Below are 16,784 nucleotides of genomic sequence, written 5' to 3'. Positions count from 1 at the left end.
GCGGGGATTTTTTATGTGGGCGTGTTCAAGAAGAGTAGGAAATTAAAACTATGTGAAGTATCATTAGCGTAGGTGTATTTAGTCAGCGGGAGAATCACTGCAACTTTTTTGTCTGTACATATTGTGAGGTATGAATTTGGAAAATAGTCAGTTGCTCGAAAGTTTATCGAACTATGTTAACAGTGACGATCAGTTTGCAGTGATGATTGATGGGCCTTGGGGTTCCGGTAAAACTTATTTTTTAAAGAATACTGTGGTACCGCATATCTGTGGGGAACATAAGGTTGTTTATTTCTCTGTGTATGGATATGAATCGCTGGCAAAGTTAAAGTCAGAATTAATTGGGAAATTATTCATCTCTAGCTTTGGTAAGAATCAAGACAAAGAAGATCAATTCAAAACCCAGGACATAGTGTCTATTGTTAATGAAGTAGGTGGAGCTGTTTGGGATAAGTTTGCGACTTTTAAAACACTAGCAGCAACAACCGAAAACTATGTAATTAATAAGCGATTACGCTCTCAAGTACTAGATTCATCTCCGGTTTTAATTATTGATGATTTAGAACGTATTAGTCGAGATATCCACACGTCGGATTTAATTGGTTTTCTGCTTACTGACATTATTGAGACGTATGGATATAGGGTAATTGTTGTCGGTAACGCTAAGGAAATTCGGGATGATGAAATCAACGAGTTTAATATGACTCGCGAGAAGGTCGTAAGTCGGATATTTCCCTTTACTTACGATTTTAACAATATCAGACAAGAGTTCTTTCAGGGCTCAGGCAATCGTTTCTTACAAGAGGACTCAGAATGGCTTGTGGAAATCGTTGCTGACCACGCTCGACGTAATGGAGAGCAAATTAACTTAAGAACGTTGGAATTTATTCTGACTACATTTACGATCATTGACAGGGAGCTAAATCAGTACTGGGAAAGCAACACGCAAGGCAAGGTTGATGGTCTTCAGATTAAACGCTCGGTATTTGCAAACTTATTTGTGATTGCAACGGAATATCGTCAAGGTAAGTTGACTCGTGAAAATCTTGAGTTGATTGCTCAGATTCTCAATACTCGTAGCTTTTTCTTTATGCATATGAAGGACGATGAAGAAAAGTCACTAGCAGAAAAAATCACGCTTAAATATCATGATGACACCAATCTGAAACAAGTTATTATGTATGATAATTCAGTTAATGAAGCTGTTTTTAGTGGCGTTTTTGACGCAGCAAGTTTCATCAAGTCATGGATACAATTGTTTAGACCAAGAGGAAAGGCATCTAGCTTGGACAAGGTCGCAAATTTTAGAGAAATGACTGATAAGCAGCTTGAAGAGCTTGAACGGCAGTTACTCAATGACGTACAGAAACCGGATATTTCAATCAAAGATGTCTTGTCGACAATTAATAATTTCTTGTTCTTTGATCAGAGTGATTTATATTTTTGCAAGGAGGATTATTTAGCAGTCCTGTTAGAGTCGCTAAAAAACGCGGTCAATAAAGCAGTACTTGAAAATAAGCCTACTTACGATCGTGGAGATATCGGATTTATGTACTCTGTGATTGCAACGGATAACGATATCCTGAAACGAGTTCGTGACATATTAGAATCCGGAGATAAAGCAAAGCATGAATTGCAAACCGAACAGTTAGTCACTGCAATTTTTGATGATAACTATGAGTTGATGCGTGACTTCACACAGTCCGGTTTAAATGCAAATATTTTTCGCGAAATTTTGGATTCTAGTCAATTAGATTCTGAACTTCTCACTGCTGGCTCAAAGGCGAATTTACTAGATCGGTATCTGCACCATGAGTACATTCGGATAACAAATTCTAAGGACTTTCATTCGGGAGAAAATGCGGATATATCAGAGCTAATTCAAAAAGTTGAAGAGTTTATAAATGAGTCACTAGATATCGGACGAATTGATAGGTTTAACCTGAGAAACTTGCTCAAAACCTTAAGAGAAATTTTAAGCAAGTTTAGTGAATAAATAAAAGCATCACATTCTATTATGGTTGATAAAGTATTATGATCGTTGTGTTATAAATATTGGAATAGCAATTAATTTTTAGTATGATGAAATTTTATTATAATTATTAATAAAACGTTGCACTTATGAGTGTACCTCATTATTATAAACATATTTATGATGGGACTAAACAACCGACTGACAATAAAAGACGAACCATGCTTCACAATGGTCATGCTGACCAGGTTAGTGTTGACGGGTTCGTCTTTTTTATTCGGGAAATGGCTATTATTAGGATGACTTCGTATTGAGCCATTCAAAGAGGTAAATCAGCGAGGCGTTTTTATTTTCAACCTGGTTAATGGTTACCGGAAAAGGTGCCAAAGTGTAATTGTTGGTTTGAACTAAATCAATTAATTGGGGAACCAGTCCTTGGTTTTGAATGACAATCTGGTAAGAGCCTGCGGGAAGGGGCTGGTTTAGGATAAACTCATCGGCCTTTTCTGTTAAGGTCCAAACTTGGCCGCTTTGAAGGTTTTGGAGTGTGACAGTCATGGTTGACTTGGCTTGGATTTGAACTGAGAAAGTATTAGCGGGTTTGGCTAAATTAACTTGTTGCTCAAGCGTTGTGCCGGGGCTGATAGTCGTTGGCTGAGCGTGGTATTGAACGGACAGCTGACTCCGTTGTGCGGCCACAACAATGGTGGATAGCGAGTAGGACTGAAGGAAAACGGCATAGATGGCAATGGTTGCCGAAATGAGAAAGGCCACACGAGGCCAGTGTTTTTGTCTTTTAACCTTAGTAACCTTTTGTCGACGGACGACAGGGGCTGGTAAAGCGACTAGAAGGACGAAAAGAGCTGGTAGGATACTTTGCCCATAACGTGATTCAGCTTCCCAAAAGATAACATGGAAGGCCAGATAACCCAAGGCGGTTAAAACAGCTAGCAGAGCTAGTTGGTCTTTTTGACGATGAAAGCGTGGTCGCCAGCATAGCAGACGGAGGCTAACCGTGAAAAAGAGAATGATCGAAGCGACAACGTAGCCGATTTTAATGGCTTTTTGATAAAAGGCAATATGGTCTTGATACCATTTTGGAGCCGATTCAAAGCCACCGTTATACCAGTCTTGGACGGCGCTGACGTCTAACAAAATTGTTAATTTTTTCAGCCAGAGTTCACTGAGACCCAATGGACCGAGCGTTTGAATTCGATGAACAATTTGTTGACTATCATATTGTCGGCGGGCAGAGGCGTTCGCTAGGCTGATATCCTTTTCGACGTCTTGGTCATCGTACATGCCATCTCCACTCTTATTGAGGCCCATTAAGACCCAATGACTAGCAGGAAAGGCTTCGGCACTATGTGGCTGATAGGAGCTGGCATGGTCAATTAAGAGGGTGCCTGGAATAATCGCTAGGGCCATCCCCAAGCTTAAGCAAATAATCGGGAGCAACAATTGCTTTTTTGTCCGTTCTTTTTTGATGGCCAAAATCAGTAGTGTTAACAGTCCAGCAGGTAACAAGACAATCATATTCGGCTTCATCAGCATGCCAAGCAGCGCCGCGATACTGAGTCCCAGGCTGATTTTAACTTTGGACTTGGTCGTGTTAGCTTTTGGCCAGCGCCAAAGAAGGCGGAAAATAACTAGGACGGCCAACATGGCTGGCAAATCAGAATAAAAAACCTGGAGGTAATAAGTGTAGGCAAAGGGTGTTGCGGTCAGAAAGGCTAGAAGGCCTAAGAAGGTGCTCTGACGACTCTTTAGGTCAGCACAGGTCTTCAAGACTAAGACAATGAAGGTGTCGAGTAGGCTAATCGTGAGTAGGTGAATCGTGATGTTGTTGGATAGATGCGCGAGCTGACCCAGCGCAAAGAATTTGGACAGGATGTAGGTGATTGGAACGTTGTTGGGGTAGCGCCAGAAATAGGTACTTTGCCAGACGTGGTCACCAGCAGCCAGTTGATCAGCCTGGGACAGGACCCGGTAAGGGTCGTGGTAGACGGACACCGGCAGAAAAATCAGAATCAGCACCTGGCCGATAACCATTAACGTCAGGGCTAGGTAGGTGATAGTTCTGATTTGGCGGATGCTCAAGCGGTTGAAAAAAGGTCGCAGGTAGTAGCTTGCAATCAGGAGCAAGACGGTGGTGCTGACAATGGCGAGTGATGTTTGTGAACTAAAACTACCGGTACTACCAATAATGAGGCAGAGGGCAAGTAGGACAGCCAAAAGGGAATAGGGCCTGTGGCTTTTGGATGTGATTGACATGGTGCTGGCGATACCTTTCGTATTGACTGAATTGAGATCAATCAGTTATTTGTTTATGTATGGGCAGCGTCTTGCTTGAATCATAAAAAAATGCGAAGGACGCTGACAGCGGTACTGTGGTTCATCGATAAAAAATCAGGAAGTGTACTGTTTTCGTTTAGACTAGTTTTTACTTGGTAAAGCACGCGCTTGCCGTCGGGTTAAAAAGGCAGTCGCAGCTTGATGCAGGAGGTCGCGATAACCTTCTAGTCGCAACCACAATCCAGTTGCTAGGAGCAGGCTAGCGAGAACGTCTGATGGGTAGTGGTCACGCAGGTAAAAACGTGAAAAAGCCACTAAAATAATCCAAGTGCAGGCAGGGATAATCACGTAGTAGCGACTGTCCACTGGAATCTTTGGCAAAACGACCATCAGCAGGCAAATGACGAAAATTGTCGTACAAAAGGTGTGGCCACTTGGAAAGCTAAAACCGGTATCAGCAATGATTTGATGGCTGGGCCTAGGCCTAGCAATAGTCACCTTGATGATTTCAGTCAGTGCGGAACCGCCGAACTGGAGTAAAATGATCCAACAAGCTAGGAAGCGGTCTTTTTTGTAGAAGACGTAGCCAGCCAGTAGGACGGTCAGTGTAATCGCCACGAGTGGGCTGCCCAGGTCGGCTACGACGGTAAAAAAAGCGGTATTCGTGGGTGTCACTAATTTGGCCGTGCTTTGGCTAATCGTTGAATCGAAAGTCGTAATGGCTGGTGAATTGGTCAAGACGCCGAGAGCTAGAATGGCGAAAGCTAGAATAAGGGCGAAACTTAAGAGTGTTTTTTGTTTATTTTTCATCGTATTTCCTCCGAAACGTATACCAAATAGTTTAGTTGGCATATGCATCTTGAACTACTTATGAAAAATAAGGCCAAGCTTAATTTTTTTCAGAATGGGACAGGCGGGCTGGACGGTAAACAGTCTGTGAAATGGAGCGATGGCTGGTTTGATGGTGACAGTAAGCAATCGTAACATGACGTGAAATCGATTAAATTCCAAATTAGACCAAGGAAGGTCAACCTTTTATTGGACTAAAAAAGCCACCCAAAAGGGTGGCAAAGGAATGCTACCAATGTGAATCAATGATTACGAATGGCCGCTTTGGTGGGTAGTATCAATAGCACTCGGCAACAGAAGGGTGAAGATTGTTCCACCAGTCGGATTATCGGCTACGGACAAATGCCCGTGAATCAGGTCAACGAACTGCTTGGTAATGGCCAGGCCAAGGCCGGTTCCGGGGATGGAGCCACGGACATCGTCACTGCGATAAAAATGCTCAAAAATATGTGCCTTATCGGCCTCTGGAATACCCAAGCCCTGATCCATCACCGTGAGAGCCACAGAACCATTTTCCTTGTTCGAAAGCGTAACGACAATTGGGTCTGAGGGTTTTGAATACTTGCTAGCATTTTGAATCAAATTGTGCAGAATCTGCTCGAGGGCCTCCAAGTTGGTCTGCGCCATCAAGTTGGGTTCTAGCTGTAAAATCAGTTTTTGAGGAATTGTTTTTTCTAATGGTTGCATGATTTCGCTGACAGCCGTAGTGACATTCATCCTCGTTAATGCCAATGACAGCGTTTCAACGCGCAGAATGGCCAGAAGGTCTTCGATAATTTGCTGCATTGCCCGTGATTCTTTGGTGATGTAGGTCACTGATTTTTCAATAATTTCTGGATGGTCAGCACCATGGCGGTCGATTAATTGTGCATGACTCTTGATGGTGGCAATTGGCGTGCGCAGCTCGTGAGCAGCGTTCATGACAAAGAGCTTCTGCTGGTCTTGTCGTTGGTTGAGGAGAGCGAGCAGGTGGTTGAAGTCTTGGGCAAGTTCCGTGACCTCGGTTGGCTGACTGGGAACAGGCAGTTGAATTAGACCAGATTGCTCTGCTTGGTGGACCACTTGGGTGCTAGTTGACAGGTCGGTGAGCGGGTCCGTTAATCTGGCGGTTAACCGACGAATGTAGATGGGGGCGAGAACCAGAGTGACGGCGAGCAAAATGGCTGAGACTTCAATCACACGCATTAAGATGGAGAGTTGTGGACCGATATTTTGCCATAGGGTGTAGTAAATGCCATTGGAAGAAACAAAGCGTCGGTAGAGAAAGCCAAAGCCTGGCCGATAATACAAGTTATTGATAAAGGGCACTTTAATCATCTTCTTTTGCAAGAGGTCATCGGCTCGCGGTGAGAAGTAATATCTGGCTTCGGCATCTTGGCGCAGGTTATGGACGTAAATATAGCTATGGTTAATATCCACGGTACTGTTTTTTCGCCAATCATCCCAATCATGGTCGCTATCAATTTCATTTTTCTTCAGACTGGCGGTAATCTGCCAGGTTGAGAGCTTCACATCGTTTAGGAGCTTATGGCCTACGCCAAAAATCATCATCAGGCTAAAAGAGATGGTGATGACGATAATCATTTTGATTTGGCTGCGGAGCATGATGCTGGCGCTGGATTGTTTATTTTTCTTTGGCCTTTTATTTTTGATCAATGGTGGGGTACCTTCATTGACTTTGTGTCTTGGAAAATCAGCTGTTGGGCGCCTTGGGCTAGGCTATGGGTGCAGACGAATCAGCTGTTGGGAGACGTGGCGCTATGATTACGGACAAATCAGTTGTCGGCACCGCCAGCCATTGCTGTGCTAACAAATCAGTTGCCGGCATCGCCAGCTATTGCTGTGCCGATTAATCAGCCATGAGAAACGTTGGCCGAAAGCATATAGCCCGTACCGCGAATGGTATGGATCAGCTTTGGCTGGTCTTCATTCTGGTCGAGTTTATTGCGGAGATTTTTAATGTAGACATCGAGGATATTTGGTTGGCCCTCAAAGTCAATCCCCCAGACGGTGTCCAAGAGATAATCGCGGGAGCAGGGCTCGTTTTCATGGTTCATCAGCACAACCAAAAGGTCGAATTCTCGCTGGGTGAGGGGGATGATAATGCCGTTTTCCGAGACTCTTTTTTTCTTAATATCGACAATTAAATCAGCAACCCGCAGTTCCTGATTTTCCTCAAGAGGTCGTTGGCCATGGCGTTTGGCGATTTCAATGCGCGCCAGGAGTTCTTCTGTTTCAAAGGGTTTAGTGATATAGTCATCGGCACCGTTGGTCAGGCCGGCCAACTTATCACCAATGTAGTCCCTGGCCGTCAGCATAATAATCTGGACATCGCTTTCCTTGCGGATTTTGCGTAAAACGCTAAAGCCATCCAGGCGTGGGAGCATCCAATCTAAGATGATTACGTCAAATTGATCTGGTTGGTCATTAAAAATTTCCAGGGCTTCCAGGCCATCGTGAGCCTGGGTCACTTGGATGCCTTCTAGCTGAAATTCGGTGGAGAGGGAATCGGCCAAGCCTTCCTCATCCTCGACAAGTAGTAATCTGGTCTCCATTTGTCTCTTTCCTTCATAAAATGGGTTTTGATTTTAGTTCTAGGATACCGCGACTTGGTTCTTTTCGATACTAATCTTAACTAATTGCTTTCTGAAATTTTTTCAGAAAAGAATGATTCTCCTTCGGACAAAAATTCGGCAAAAGGTCTGCAGGAGTGTGGTAAGATGAGCGTAACAGATGAGAAAGGGTTAACTAATTCTGATTTGGCCCTAAGGAGAGTTGGATGAAGCAATTTTTACTTGTTTTGAAAAAAAGGCGAGGAGTTGTCACGGTCGTGGTTGGACTATTAGCAGTCTTGCTGGCTGAACTGGCCTACCAAAAGATTACCTACCAGCAAACCCACCTGTCAGGAAGTTACCGGGATATGAACGCTGAGGTGACAATGACCTTTAAGGGCGATCAGGCGACGATTTATTCGGACGGTCAAAAGACGATGACGGTTAAGTATCGGCTCAAGGATAACAAACTGACCCTTGAAGGAAGCGACGGTGTGACATCAAAGGCTACGGTTACCAAGAACCACCGGACCTTCATTAGTGATGTAACAGGGGCAACCTACCAAAAGCAAAGTTAAATTAATTCCAGCCATTAGGCTGGGATTTTTATTTTTGCACATAAAAAATCAGAACCAGCCTCGCGGCTCGTTCTGATTAATCGGACATCAAATGTTTTATTTGGGTAACCTGATTTTATAAGTTGAATAAGCGGGTATTAGACCAAAGGTACGTCTTGCACCCAACCTTCAGGACCTTCTTGGTCACCGTATTGGATACCAATCAAGCGGTCATAGAGAGCTTGGGTCTTTGGACCAACTTCAGTTTCTGAGAAGAAGACATGCTTCTTGCCTTCGTGGGTAATGGAACCAACGGGCGAAATCACGGCCGCTGTTCCCATGGCTCCGGCTTCAGCAAATTGATCCAAATCATGAATGGAAATGGCTTCTTCAACTGGGTTCATGCCCATTTCTTCGGCCAAGGCCAAGAGTGAGTATTTTGTAACGGAAGGGAGAATTGATGGTGACTTTGGTGTCTTGAACTGGCCATCCTTGGTAATTCCAAAGAAGTTGGCAGAACCGAGTTCCTCGATATACTCGTGTTCGCGTGGGTCCAAGTAGACAACATCGGAATAACCGGCCTTGTGGGCGTTGTCACCAGGCAACATGGAAGCGGCATAGTTACCACCAACCTTGGCTTGTCCTGTTCCACCGTGAGCAGCACGGTCAAATTCAGAAGTCACAAAGGCCGTTGGGGCCAAACCACCTGGATAGTAAGCACCAACTGGCATGGCAAAGATGGTGAACAAGAAGTCGTGGCCGGGGTGGACACCAATTTCAGGTGAAGTTGAAATCAACAATGGTCGCAAGTACAAAGAACCACCAGATTCGTAAGGAGGGATGAAGTCTTGGTTGGCCTTCACAACTTCCTTCACCGCTTCAACAAACTTATCTTCTGGATATGGAGCCATCAACAAACGTTCTGCTGAGTTATGCATTCGATGGGCGTTACGGTCGGGGCGGAAGATGTTCACGCCACCATCCTTACGACGGTAGGCCTTCAAACCTTCGAAGACTTCTTGTCCATAATGCAAGGCAACGGCTGACTCGCTCAAATGGATGGTTGAATCAGTCGTCAATTCGCCTGGCTGCCACTGACCATCGTGGTATTCTGCCTTATAGCGGTAGGGCAAGTCATGATAACCAAAACCCAAGTTCTTAAAGTCGAGGTCGCTTACTTTTGCTTTCGTCATAATAATTCTCCTTCTGTTACTCAATGATTAACCTTATATTAGAATAAAATGAGAAAAAGTCAAGGGATTTTATCAGATTTTCATCAATCCGCCTTATTTATGTAATATGTTAAAATAAGTGTAACTTAGAAATTCGAGGAAACACGATGGTGAATTATCCCAAGGGTGTCCATGGCGATGGACAGCAAGTGCAAAATCAAATTCAACGCGGCAAGAAGACGCAAAAAGGCCTCCTCTTCGGGCGACGGGGGATGGCTCTTGAAAGCCTGATTAACGATGCCAACGAATACTATTTGGCCAACCATCTTGCGGTTATTTATAAGAAACCGACACCGGTGACGATTGTTAATGTTGATTATCCAGCACGATCAGCAGCTAAAATCACGGAAGCTTATTTTCAGCAACCATCAACGACCGATTATAACGGTGTTTATCAGGGCCGTTATGTTGATTTTGATGCTAAGGAAACCAAGAACAAAACTTCGTTTCCAATGAAGAATTTCCATGAACACCAAGTGCGCCACTTATCCGAGGTGGTGGCCCAAGGAGGCGTTGGTTTTGTCCTCATCAAATTTACGATTTTAGATGAAACTTACCTCTATCCAGCACCTGATTTGGTTCGCAATTGGCAGGCCCTTGATGGCCATCGGTCATTGCCGTATGCTGATATTGTGGCAGCAGGCTATTTGGTCAGGCCAAGCCTGATGCCCAGTCTGGATTATTTGCAGGCGCTCGATGATTACCTGGCAGATTTGTCAGTTGGCAAACGGGCTGGTCAGCCGGTGGCTGATCAAAGAGCACAGCGGCATCAAAAAAAATCAGCTGAAAATCAGGCAAAACAAGCGCTTCCGAAAACCGTGGGCAAGCTGGTTCAGACAAATCAGTCTCAACCAGTAGATGGTAATCACCTAGTCGAACAACCACAATCTGATGGGCGGCACCCATTATGAGTCGGATTTGGATGACCGGTTATCGAACATATGAATTGGGTGTCTTTAAGGAAAAAGACCCCAAAGTTCAGGTTTTGAAGTATGCTATCAAGAAAACGATGATAGAACAGTTGGACCTAGGTCTGGAATGGGTAATTACGGGCGGTCAACTCGGAGTGGAGACCTGGGCGATTGAAGTAGCGTTGGATTTAAAAGCAGACTATCCGGATTTGCGCGTCGCGATGCTCTTGCCCTTTGGTCATTTTGGTTCGCAGTGGCAGGAGGCGAGCCAGACGCGGTTGGCTGATTTAAAACAGCAGGTTGATTTCTATGCCGATGTCCATAAGGAGGACTATCAGGGGCCGTATCAATTGCGCCAGTATCAGGACTTTGTCCTAAACCACACGGATGGAGCGGTGCTCCTGTATGATGCCGAATTTCCGGGGAAAGCCCAGTATGATTATCAAGCGATTTTAGATTTTCAGGCACAGTCTCCATACCCACTGGAAACGATTAGTATGGATGACTTACAGGAATTTGCCAACGATTACCAGGAAAATCAGCATGACCAATGAGGAGGCGAAAATCCTTAAAATAAGGGGTGGCTCTAACTGATTGACTTGCTTGAAGGCACTTTATCTCAGTGCCGGGCGTTTCTTTTGCCTTGGTAAATAAATAATCGACAAAAAGTTGGATAAAATTTAAAAAATTAACGTTTGTTTAATCTGAAACAATTACAGTAGTATTACTAGCATGACTGTAAAACTTGCTACTGCCAGGTTTTCCTGGTATTATTATCCTAGTTCAATTAGAATTTAAAGGAGTGTTTCTTGTGGCTCAAGTAAAGTATACTCAAAAAGATATTTACAACCGCGTTTTTAAGGAAAAGCGCGTTGGTGTCGGTTACGATCCCAATGATGTTGATGGTTTCTTGGATGACATCATTTCTGATTACGGCGTTTTCACCAAGCGCATTGAAGAATTGCAGACGCAAGTCGGTCAATTGCAGACTGCTTTGAAGCAGACTCAAGAAGAATTGACTGCTGAGGATCATGTTCGCGAAGCCCAACCGGTTGTACCAGCACCGGTCATTGAAGAGGTGCCAGCACCTGCTCCAGTTGAGACACCAAGCGCAACACCAACTAACTTGGATTTGATTAAGCGCGTTGCTAATTTGGAACGAGCCGTATTTGGTTCAGAAAATGGTGCAAACTAAGTTAAAAAGTGGTAAACTTTTTATTGCGATTAACGATGGTTTAATTGTTTAATGGCAGGTACTGAGTAATTGCGCATGATACTTCTCATGTGAGGAAGGTCCATGCTCGCACACTCTGCGATGGGTGTAGTGTTTGTGCTGGGATAAAGAATAAACCCAGGCGTGGTGCAAACCACGACGGCGACTGAAATGGCTAAGGCTTTGCTATGTCAAAATAGGTCTGAAAGTGCCATAGAAACGGATTCCTAGGTGAAAGTCTAGGACTTGAGACGAGGTAAACCCCACAAGCGGGCAACCCAAACTTTGGTAGGGGCGGCTGACCTAGTGAAATGAAACGATGGTCGGTATGGCGGTAACGCTTAGATAGATGATTACTGAAGGTGCTTAATCCCTGTTAAGTACTGGAACAAAACATGGCCTACAGGTACCTGTTTCAGGGAGTCCACACTTCGTGTGGGCTTTTTTTTATGGCTTATTATTGGTAGAATAGGTAAGTGCGAAAAGAGCTGGTTACTTTGCGAGCTCTTTTTTGATGTCAGACATTGCAAAATGAATGGTCAGATAACAAAAATAAAATGTTGGTCCCTGACTAACAAAAGGATTGAATATGTTCAAAAAAATTAGCAAAAAAATGCTGACCTGGATGACCTTGGCTATCTTGGTTTTGCCCCTTGTACTAGCATCTGCGGCAGCCTTCACGACCAAGGCCAGTGCAGCTGAAACGGATCCAACTTTGGAGCGGATTCAAAAGAAGGGGACATTGGTCGTTGGCTTGTCAGCCGACTATGCACCTTACGAATTTCATAGCCAAATCGATGGTAAGGATCAAATCGTTGGTTTCGATGTCTCCTTAGCAAAGGCGATTGCTAAGAAATTGGGCGTTAAAATTCAAATTGAAGACATGGGCTTTGATGCCCTTTTGGGGGCTTTGAAAACTGGCAAGATTGATATGATTGCTTCTGGCTTCTCAGCAACACCAGAGCGAGAGTCACAAGTCGACTTTTCCCATGTCTATCTGAAATCACCCCAGACAATGATTGTGTTGAAGACAAACAAGGCCAAGTATGAAAGTGGCGAATTGTCAGCCTTCTCTGGTCAAAAGATTGGGGCACAAACCCAAACCATCCAGGAAGATGCTGCTAAGACGATTCCTGGGGCGACGGTTGTTTCATTGCAAAAGTATCCCAATCTGATTTCTCAGTTGTCACAAGGGGTTGTAGCCGGGGTCGTGGCTGAAAAGACGATTGCCCAAGCCTATGCGGATCAGAATCCGAAGTTTGCGGTGGTTGAGCCAAAGTTCTCGGCGGATTCAACCGGACAGACCTCGATTGCTGTTCCTAAGAATTCACCAGCCTTGGTTGCTAAGGTTAACCAGGTAATCGATAAGGTGACGACCAATGGCCAGTTTAATAGCTGGAAGAAGCAGGCCCAAAAGCAGATGTTTGCCTCAAAGGACAAGTCTTACTGGCAAAAGTACGGTCACTACTTCGTTGAAGGAACCGGTATTACTTTGGCCTTAGCCGTGGTTGGTGTTTTGATTGGAACCACTTTGGGAACTTTCTTTGCCCTCTTGAAGCTTTCATCCGTCTTTATCCTCAAGGCGATTGGAAACATTTACGTTGAATATGTTCGGGGAACACCTTTGCTGGTCCAGGCCTTTATGGTCTTCTTCGGAACACAGGCGATTGGCTTGCACTTGTCGGCTTTTGTAGCTGGTTCGCTGGCGATGGGCTTGAATTCCGCTGCTTATGTGGCTGAAATCATCCGTTCTGGAATTGAATCGGTTGATAAGGGACAAACGGAAGCTGCTCGGTCTTTGGGACTTTCTCATGCCAAGACGATGCGTTTGGTAATTTTGCCACAGGCTGTCCGCACGATTTTGCCAGCCTTGGGAAATGAGTTTGTTTCGGTCATCAAGGAAGGCTCTGTTATCTCGGTTATCGGTGTCGGCGAGTTGATGTATGAAACGGGCGTTGTTCAGGGAGCTTCCTTTGAACCATTTATGCCACTGGTGATTGCCTCACTGATTTACTTTGTGTTGACCTTTACCATTTCACGGGCATTGGGCTATGCTGAACGACGTATGGCTCGCTAATTAAAAATTTTTATGGAAGATTCTTGCGATAGCAAGGGTCTTTTTTTTTGATTGCCTTGACGAAAAAGGGCGTAAAAAAAGAGTTGCCCGAGCAACTCTTTGAAAAATCAGTTTGGTTTTAGCCTTCAAACTTTACTCGGACACCTTCAGGGATGGCAAAGTCTTTTTGAACTAGTGTTAATTCACCAGTTTCGTGGTCGCGTGAGAAGACGGAAACGTTGTCCGTTTTCTGGTTAGCAACAACCAAGAACTTTTCGGCTGGATCGAAGTTCATGTCGCGAGGGAATGAACCTTCAGTCGAAATCGTTTGAATCAATTCGATTTCTGCTCCCATGTTGGATGTTTGGAAGACAGAAACGGAATCATGACCGCGGTTTGACGTGTAGATGAAACGGCCGTCTTCCGTTAAGCGGATGGCCGCAGCACCATTGTGTTCGTCCCAGTCAGAAGGGATGGTTGAAATCGTCATGACATGGGCAAATGAACCGTCTTCTGCGTCGTACTTCAAAACGGAAAGCAATGATGACAATTCACCCAAGACGTAAGCGTATTGGCCGTCAGGGGAGAAGCGTAAATGACGTGGTCCAAAACCGTCGTCCGCCTTATAGCGAGCAACATCGGTCAAAAGGCCGTCAGGGTCGACATCTAAGGTAATGACTTCATCGGTTCCCAAATCAACAACAGCCAAACGGTTGTCAGGCGTCAAGTTGACATAGTGAACGTGGGAGCCGTCTTGTTCTGGACGAGGACCAGAACCGCTATTGTGCCATGTGTCCTTTAAGACCAGGGAACCACCGGGCTGAATAGCGTAAACTTCAACCGTACCACGGTGGTAGTAGCCAGCAAAGACCAATTGACGGTCTTCATCAACGGCGATGTAAGCGGGGGCAGAGCCCTCGGTTACATTCAAGCCGATTTCAGACATGGGACGGGTGGCGTTATCAAGCGAAACAACACCAGCTTCATCGCCACGTTTTTCAACGGCGTAAACAACGTTTTCCTTGGAAATCGCCAAGTAGGTCGGATTCGTGCCAGCAAAAACTAAGCGTGCATCGGACAATTGACCAGTTGCTTCGTCAAAATCAGCTTCGTAAATGCCCTTTGAACTTTGGCGGGTATAAGTACCAAATAGTACGTGATGAACAGTCATGTTCAGTGTCACTCCTTTTTTAATATTCTAATCAGGGATATTGTAGCACATTTTTGTCATGGTCTCGACTGAGTAGCTAAAAAAGTAACAACATGTTGGTTTCTGATTTTTAAGGAAAGTGGCTCATTTACCACCGAATTACCACGGGGAAAGCGTTGGTCAAGGCCCTTTTTGAGTTAGTGCTATGGTAAAATATTTAGTAATAGAAATGTCATGAAAAGGAGCAACTATGCCGAGAGAAAACGGAAAAAAATCGACGGGGTTGACATCGGTTAAGGGACTTAAAACTTTAACTGCGGTGGTCTTAGTCTTGTTAATCATTTGGTTAGCCTATCAAGTGCGCTTTATTTTTGGACCGATTGAGTCCTTTGTCGCAGCGGTTGGGGCACCGATTTTGATTGCAGGAGTCTTTTACTACCTATTGAATCCCTTAGTCACAAAGTTGGAAACGAAGTTAGGCTGGAAACGAAATCGAATTGTATTGGTTGTCCTTGTCCTTTTTATCCTCATCTTGGTAGCGGCGATTGCCTTTCTGGCTCGAGTAGTGACAGTCCAGGTAACAGATTTGTTGACCCACTGGCCAAGTTACTTACGTGAGGGCCAGGATTGGATTAAGGAAACATTTGAAGGAAAGCAGTATGATCAGTTGCGGAACATTTTGGTCACGTCGAACGACCAAATTAACCATACGGCGATTGCTTGGGTACAATCTCATCTGGGTGCTAGTATTTCTGGTGTTGGCCACTTTGCGGCCCGCTTAAGTGAAGTCGGTGTTGTTTTGGTTTCAACGCCTTTTATTCTATATTATTTATTAGTTGACGGTGCTCATTTGCCAGAATTTATTATCGACAAGTTGCCGCCCAAGGTGCGACCATCAACGAAAAATCTTTTGGCAGAATTATCAGGACAGATTTCAAAGTATATTCGGGGACAATTGGGAGTCGCGTTGTCCGTAACGATTATGTTTGCCATTGGTTATACGATTATCGGTTTGCCCTCTGGAATCCTGTTGGCTATCTTGGCTGGTGTCTTGAACCTGATTCCGTACTTAGGTTCCTTCTTGGCGCAGGTACCGGTCTTTGCGGTAGCCTTTGTGACCGGTGGAGTGAAGATGGCAGTTTTGGCAGCGATTGTCTTAGTCATTGAGCAACCATTGGAAGGTCATGTCATTACACCGAAGATTTTGGGGGATGCCTTGGATATCCATCCAGTGACGGTAATCGTTGTCTTATTGGCCTCTGGTCAAATTTTTGGTCTGCTTGGCTTTATCCTGGCAGTCCCTGGTTATGCCGTCTTAAAGGTTTTGGTGGTTCACCTTTATACCTGGTGGCGAACAAACTCAAAGTTATTTAAAGAAGAATTAGACAAAGAATTAGGAGAAACAAAATGACGAATCATGTTGTTTTATTTGAACCGGTCATGCCGGCGAACACGGGGAATATTGCCCGAACGACTGCCGGTACAAATGCTGTCTTGCATTTAATCGAGCCTTTAGGTTTTGATATTTCAGATAAAGCGGTGAAGCGGGCAGGTCTGGATTACTGGGATCATGTGGATTTGGTTAAGCACGATTCCTTACCTGATTTTTTGGCTACCTTAAAGCCAACTGATCACTTATACCTGGTTTCAAAATTTGCTAACCAGGACTATACGGATCCGGATTATACATTGGATGATGGCGACCATTATTTCCTTTTTGGAAAGGAAACAACTGGCTTACCTGAAGTCTTTATGCGTCAAAATCCTGAAAAGGCAATTCGGATTCCGCAAAATGATGAACATATTCGTTCTTTGAATTTGTCGAACACGGTGGCAATCGTGGTCTATGAAGCCTTGCGTCAACAGGATTTTGCCAACTTGGATAAGATTCATACCTATGAACAAGATAAATTAAAATAAATTTCCAAAAAAGGGTTGCAATTTAGAGATATGGTTGATATACTAATATAGTTGTTTGATAGAGATATCAAGCAACA

Annotated in this window: 14 protein-coding genes, 1 other RNA gene and 1 pseudogene; 10 read left to right on the top strand and 6 right to left on the bottom strand. The window is 44.4% G+C overall.

Annotated elements, in window-relative coordinates:
* The first annotated feature begins 130 nt into the window (after nt 1–130).
* Nucleotides 131–1,996 carry a P-loop NTPase fold protein gene (locus AOQ32_RS02710; protein WP_114679970.1) on the top strand — a complete coding sequence of 622 codons (1,866 nt, stop codon included), beginning with the start codon at nt 131–133 and terminating at the stop codon, nt 1,994–1,996.
* A 270-nt stretch (nt 1,997–2,266) separates the two neighbouring features.
* Here the strand turns inward: AOQ32_RS02710 and AOQ32_RS02705 are convergent, their stop codons facing one another.
* The 3 genes from AOQ32_RS02705 to AOQ32_RS02695 all read right to left on the bottom strand — a co-directional run bounded on the left by AOQ32_RS02705 (nt 2,267) and on the right by AOQ32_RS02695 (nt 6,664).
* Nucleotides 2,267–4,246 carry a glycosyltransferase family protein gene (locus AOQ32_RS02705; RefSeq protein WP_059393482.1) on the bottom strand — a complete coding sequence of 660 codons (1,980 nt, stop codon included), beginning with the start codon at nt 4,244–4,246 and terminating at the stop codon, nt 2,267–2,269.
* 162 nt (nt 4,247–4,408) lie between these two features.
* On the bottom strand, nt 4,409–5,077 hold the full coding sequence (locus AOQ32_RS02700) for a phosphatase PAP2 family protein (protein WP_059393481.1): 669 nt from the start codon (nt 5,075–5,077) through the stop codon (nt 4,409–4,411).
* A gap of 288 nt (nt 5,078–5,365) precedes the next feature.
* Complete coding sequence (locus AOQ32_RS02695; protein WP_242976709.1) at nt 5,366–6,664, bottom strand: sensor histidine kinase; 1,299 nt, start codon at nt 6,662–6,664, stop codon at nt 5,366–5,368.
* On the opposite strand from AOQ32_RS02695, the gene AOQ32_RS08870 reads away from it, so the two are divergent.
* Complete coding sequence (locus tag AOQ32_RS08870; RefSeq protein ID WP_199504890.1) at nt 6,644–6,880, top strand: hypothetical protein; 237 nt, start codon at nt 6,644–6,646, stop codon at nt 6,878–6,880. The two genes, AOQ32_RS02695 and AOQ32_RS08870, sit on opposite strands and share 21 nt — an antisense overlap.
* 89 nt (nt 6,881–6,969) lie before the next feature.
* On the opposite strand, the gene AOQ32_RS02690 is transcribed toward AOQ32_RS08870, so the two are convergent.
* Complete coding sequence (locus AOQ32_RS02690; RefSeq protein WP_059393479.1) at nt 6,970–7,671, bottom strand: response regulator transcription factor; 702 nt, start codon at nt 7,669–7,671, stop codon at nt 6,970–6,972.
* 224 nt (nt 7,672–7,895) lie between these two features.
* On the opposite strand from AOQ32_RS02690, the gene AOQ32_RS02685 reads away from it, so the two are divergent.
* Nucleotides 7,896–8,246: a hypothetical protein gene (locus AOQ32_RS02685; RefSeq protein WP_059393478.1), complete on the top strand. Its 351-nt coding sequence runs from the start codon at nt 7,896–7,898 to the stop codon at nt 8,244–8,246.
* Nucleotides 8,247–8,383: 137 nt separating this feature from the next.
* On the opposite strand, the gene AOQ32_RS02680 is transcribed toward AOQ32_RS02685, so the two are convergent.
* Nucleotides 8,384–9,418 (bottom strand): branched-chain amino acid aminotransferase, encoded by a 1,035-nt coding sequence (locus AOQ32_RS02680; RefSeq protein WP_059393477.1) that lies wholly within the window; start codon nt 9,416–9,418, stop codon nt 8,384–8,386.
* A 146-nt stretch (nt 9,419–9,564) separates the two neighbouring features.
* Between AOQ32_RS02680 and recU the strand changes: the two are divergent.
* The 5 genes and pseudogenes from recU to AOQ32_RS02655 form a co-directional block, all read left to right on the top strand.
* Nucleotides 9,565–10,173, top strand: a pseudogene (gene recU / locus AOQ32_RS02675) (Holliday junction resolvase RecU); the annotation flags it as partial.
* A 191-nt stretch (nt 10,174–10,364) separates the two neighbouring features.
* Complete coding sequence (locus tag AOQ32_RS02670) at nt 10,365–10,922, top strand: SLOG family protein (RefSeq protein ID WP_059393476.1); 558 nt, start codon at nt 10,365–10,367, stop codon at nt 10,920–10,922.
* A 257-nt stretch (nt 10,923–11,179) separates the two neighbouring features.
* Nucleotides 11,180–11,563 carry a cell division regulator GpsB gene (locus AOQ32_RS02665; RefSeq protein WP_059393475.1) on the top strand — a complete coding sequence of 128 codons (384 nt, stop codon included), beginning with the start codon at nt 11,180–11,182 and terminating at the stop codon, nt 11,561–11,563.
* Between the two features lie 57 nt (nt 11,564–11,620).
* An RNA gene (gene rnpB / locus AOQ32_RS02660) (RNase P RNA component class B) lies at nt 11,621–11,989 on the top strand.
* A 181-nt stretch (nt 11,990–12,170) separates the two neighbouring features.
* Nucleotides 12,171–13,658, top strand: a complete 1,488-nt coding sequence (locus AOQ32_RS02655) for an ABC transporter substrate-binding protein/permease (RefSeq protein WP_059393474.1) — start codon at nt 12,171–12,173, stop codon at nt 13,656–13,658.
* A 118-nt stretch (nt 13,659–13,776) separates the two neighbouring features.
* On the opposite strand, the gene AOQ32_RS02650 is transcribed toward AOQ32_RS02655, so the two are convergent.
* Nucleotides 13,777–14,808 carry a lactonase family protein gene (locus tag AOQ32_RS02650; RefSeq protein ID WP_059393473.1) on the bottom strand — a complete coding sequence of 344 codons (1,032 nt, stop codon included), beginning with the start codon at nt 14,806–14,808 and terminating at the stop codon, nt 13,777–13,779.
* 229 nt (nt 14,809–15,037) lie between these two features.
* Between AOQ32_RS02650 and AOQ32_RS02645 the strand changes: the two genes are divergently transcribed.
* Both AOQ32_RS02645 and AOQ32_RS02640 read left to right on the top strand, forming a co-directional pair.
* Complete coding sequence (locus AOQ32_RS02645) at nt 15,038–16,198, top strand: AI-2E family transporter (protein WP_059393472.1); 1,161 nt, start codon at nt 15,038–15,040, stop codon at nt 16,196–16,198.
* Complete coding sequence (locus AOQ32_RS02640) at nt 16,195–16,707, top strand: tRNA (cytidine(34)-2'-O)-methyltransferase (RefSeq protein WP_059393471.1); 513 nt, start codon at nt 16,195–16,197, stop codon at nt 16,705–16,707. Before AOQ32_RS02645 ends, AOQ32_RS02640 begins: the two co-directional genes overlap by 4 nt.
* The last annotated feature ends 77 nt before the right edge of the window (nt 16,708–16,784 follow it).

Origin of the sequence: Fructobacillus tropaeoli, assembly GCF_001047135.2 — a bacterium.
Taxonomy (GTDB): domain Bacteria; phylum Bacillota; class Bacilli; order Lactobacillales; family Lactobacillaceae; genus Fructobacillus; species Fructobacillus tropaeoli.
Note: the sequence above shows the minus strand (reverse complement) of the source record. Positions and strands in the feature narration are given on the sequence as shown.